This window comes from Brasilonema bromeliae SPC951 (assembly GCF_012912135.1).
Taxonomy (GTDB): Bacteria; Cyanobacteriota; Cyanobacteriia; order Cyanobacteriales; family Nostocaceae; genus Brasilonema; species Brasilonema bromeliae.
The window spans coordinates 1-3,795 of record NZ_QMEB01000359.1 but is presented as its reverse complement, the minus strand read 5'-3'; the positions used below and the strand labels follow the sequence as shown (position 1 = coordinate 3,795).

Below are 3,795 nucleotides of genomic sequence, written 5' to 3'. Positions count from 1 at the left end.
ACCATTTTTTTTTGATATTATTAAATTCTTAAATAACAAACCACAGATATACACGGAGTTTAACCAAATAATGAGTAATTTTTAACTCGCAATTCATGATAAAATAGACTGCGGATTATTTGATTACGAATTTGATTTGTCTGTGTTTATCTGTGGTAATGGTTGAGTGAGTTTATAGTAGCAGTCAGCCTGCTACTACTACTGTATTACCTTTGAAACTTAAACAGCAGCGAAGTAAACTTTGGACTTCACTGGGTCGGGAACCATTGTCTTGTCGCCTGGTTGCCAGCCAGCAGGGCAAACTTCGTCCGGATGGGACTGAACGTGTTGAATGGCTTGCAAGATCCGCAGGGTCTCATCAACGTTGCGACCAAAAGCTAGGTTGTTGATGGTTGCTTGTTGTAAGACACCTTCTTTGTCAATAATGAACAAACCGCGCAAGGCAATACCCTCAGATGGGTCAAGCACGTTGTAAGCTGCGCTAATCTCTTTTTTTATGTCGGAAACTAAGGGGTAGTTGAGGTCACCGACGCCACCAGACTTGCGATCTGTTTGAATCCATGTTAAGTGAGAAAACTCACTATCAACGGAAACACCAAGGATTTCAGTGTTAAGATTCTTAAATTCTTCGTGGCGATCGCTAAAGGCTGTAATTTCAGTGGGACAAACAAAGGTAAAGTCTAAAGGATAGAAAAACAGTACGACATACTTGCCGCGATAGTCGGAAAGTTTTATAGTTTTAAATTCCTGATCTACCACAGCCGTTGCTGTAAAGTCGGGAGCCTGTTGACCTACACGGAGGCATCCTTCTGATGCATAACTGAGGGGCATTAACCTAATTCTCCTTCAATTTATTATCTGTCTAGTATTGTTGGAGTTCGGGTCAGGTAATCTCACCCGTTCTCGTCATCGCCCTTCGCAAGAGCCAGTCCGCAATTAGTGGAAAAGCCCTATAAATGCGGCACTGCTACGCCGTCCGCCCAGCGTCTTCGCAGGAGATACGGGTATGCCCACGCACGAATCGGGCGCAAAGACCGTCTTGAGCAGGGAGACTGTCCGACAGAACAAATCTCACTACCTGCGGGGCTGGACTTACAGTTTGATTACGTTCTGTTACGAATATATCATACTCATAACGATTTTGAGTAGGCAATCGTGGATTTAGATACAAGAGAATGGTTACTAACGAATGGCTTAGGAAGTTTTGCCAGTGGTACAGTTTGCGATATCCGGACTCGCACTTATCACGGCTGGTTGTTTGCCGCTACTAACCCACCTTCTGGGCGTACTCTGGTGCTTTCGCACCTAGAAGCTAGCCTAGAACTATCAGATCGGGTTGTGGCATTGGGGACAAATTTCTGGGGCAGTTGTCAGATAGAGCCAAAGGGCTACCAACTGCTGCGCCTTTTTGATATTAACCCAGTTCCAAAGTGGATATGGGGTGAGGACGACTGGCAGTTGACTAGACATTTGGTGATGCCGTATGGGTTGGGTAGTCGCCGAGGTCTTGGGGAGCCAGTGCGGTCTTGGGGTCTCCCCAAGTGGAGCAACTGGCGTGGTTTCCCCCATGAGCGACTGCCGAACCCCGAAGGGGTGGAGAAAGTAGGAGGAGAGAGGGAAGGAAGCCCTCACTTGTGGACTCCCACATCTCCCCCATTTCAGTTTTGCCATCGTATCTTGGTTCAATATCGCTATGAAGGTACACAAACAGCTAAATTGAAGCTGCGAGTGCTTATAGGCGATCGCGACTTTCACCATCAACAAAAAGTTATTCCAGAATTACACTTCTCGCAATTGCTGGGACAACAGCAAGTTTGCCTGCAAGCAATCAGTTCTCACAACTTTGGAACACCTTGGCATTTGCGCTGGACGCAAGGAAACTATCAACAAGACCCATTTTGGTACTGGGATTATAAACTCCCTGAGGAAACTCTGCGGGGGTTGGGCGATCGCGAAGACCTCTATAGCCCTGGTTACTTAACAGTTACACTTAATGGAGGAGATGCGGTGACTTTGGAAGCACGAGTGGGTTTTCCTAGTGAACTGCAAACTCCCCTGACTTGTGAAACGTTTGCGGAAGTTGTCGAAGCAGAACAAGAACGGTTGTCTCAAATTTTTGGCTGGGAAAATTGGCAAACAGAAGTAGGGCGAGATCATACTCTTATATCTCCCTCATCTTCCTCGACTCCATCGCACCTCTGGCGGCGACTACTACAAGCCGCAGATCAGTTTATAGTTTATCGTGCTTCTATTGCTGGTCCCACCGTCATTGCTGGATATCACTGGTTTAATGACTGGGGGCGCGATACCTTAATTGCCTTACCAGGGTTGACGCTGACTCCACAGCGTTTTGATTTGGCAAAAGGACTGCTGCAAACTTTTGGACGTTACTGTTCTCACGGTTTAATTCCCAATGCATTTCCTGACGCGGATGGCGAACCGTTTTATAACAGTATTGATGCGGCACTATGGTGGATTGAAACTTTAGGGCTTTACTTGGAAGCGACACAAGACTGGCAGTTTTTGGCAGAGCAATATCCAGTGGTGCAGCAAATCTACAAAGCTTTTATCGGAGGGACACGCTATAATATTCAGGCTGATGTTACCGATGGGCTAGTGAGTTGGTATGCTCCTGCTGTAGCTCTGACCTGGATGGATGCGGTAGTAGACGGGCAGCCTGTCACTCCCCGTCGTGGTAAGCCAGTGGAAATTAATGCTCTATGGTATTCAGCGCTATGTTGGGCAAGTCGGTGGGCAGAAATATTAAGTGAACAGGAAGCTATGCTTGATCGAGGGCGTCTTGCTAAGCAGGCTTTGCGTTACACTCAGCTGGCACAACAAGTGAAAGCTTCTATGCAACAGTACTGGAATCCTCAACTGGGTTACTTGTACGATGTGATTGAGCCAGACGACGGGCGAAATTCTCAGATTCGCCCAAATGCCGTTTTAGCACTTTCACTCTCACATTGTGCGTTCTCTCAACAGCAAGGGCAAAAGATTCTTGATCTTGCTCGTTCTTGCTTGCTCACTCCTTATGGTCTTCGCAGTCTGGCTCCAACAGATCCAGAATACATTGGCAAATATAAGGGTAACCCAGAAAAACGCGATCACGCTTATCACCAAGGCACGGTGTGGAGTTGGTTAATAGGTCCTTTCATCCGTGGTTGGGAGCGTTTTTATCCGGGACTTCCATTGCCTTTTGATTGGCAACCCCTGCTAAAACACTTTCTATCTGATGCCTGTCTTGGCTCTATTTCCGAAATTTTTGAAGGTGATGAGCCGCACACACCTAGAGGAGCGGTAGCTCAAGCTTGGTCTGTTGCAGAAGTCATTCGACATTTGAAGAAGTGGTAACTTAGAACGGCTAGGTGCTAAGTTACTTTTACTTAGCACTGGCTATTCATTGTTTAACACTCGCAATAATGGCTCAGGTGTGACTCGAACACACGACCAAGGGCTTATGAGTCCCCTACTCTAACCAACTGAGCTACTGAGCCATAGACATGATTTGATTATTTAATGTAGCATACAAAAATGTTGAAGTCAATACTCAAGAATTGACAGCTAAAAATCAATTCACTTTCCCATGTATCCCTATAGCAGTTATCAGTTATCAGTTACCAGTATTTGTTTTCCATAACCTTGGTCAGTATTCACTGTTAAGAGTTCCCTGTTCCCTGTTAAGAGTTCCCCATAACAAACAACAAAAAAGGGAGCCAAACTCCCTCTATAGAATAAGCATTGACACTCCCCTGCCTAAAGGCGAGGGGATTCTACATTCATCGTCAGAACTTG

Annotated in this window: 2 protein-coding genes and 1 tRNA gene; 1 reads left to right on the top strand and 2 read right to left on the bottom strand. The window is 46.0% G+C overall.

Features of this window, described 5'->3' with window-relative positions:
* Positions 1-219: 219 nt before the first annotated feature.
* A complete protein-coding gene (locus tag DP116_RS27435) occupies positions 220-831 on the bottom strand; it encodes a peroxiredoxin (RefSeq protein WP_169158138.1) in 612 nt (203 codons plus the stop codon).
* Positions 832-1,152: 321 nt separating this feature from the next.
* Here DP116_RS27435 and DP116_RS27430 point away from each other — a divergent pair, with 321 nt between their 5' ends.
* Positions 1,153-3,354, top strand: a complete 2,202-nt coding sequence (locus DP116_RS27430) for an amylo-alpha-1,6-glucosidase (protein ID WP_169158139.1) — start codon at positions 1,153-1,155, stop codon at positions 3,352-3,354.
* 69 nt (positions 3,355-3,423) lie between these two features.
* On the opposite strand, the gene DP116_RS27425 is transcribed toward DP116_RS27430, so the two are convergent.
* Positions 3,424-3,497: transfer RNA gene (locus DP116_RS27425), tRNA-Met, on the bottom strand.
* Between the last annotated feature and the right edge of the window lie 298 nt (positions 3,498-3,795).

Excerpts from the sequence above, each read along its gene's own strand:
- DP116_RS27435 (WP_169158138.1), bottom strand. The coding sequence starts at position 831 with ATGCCCCTCAGTTATGCATCAGAAGGATGCCTCCGTGTAGGTCAACAG.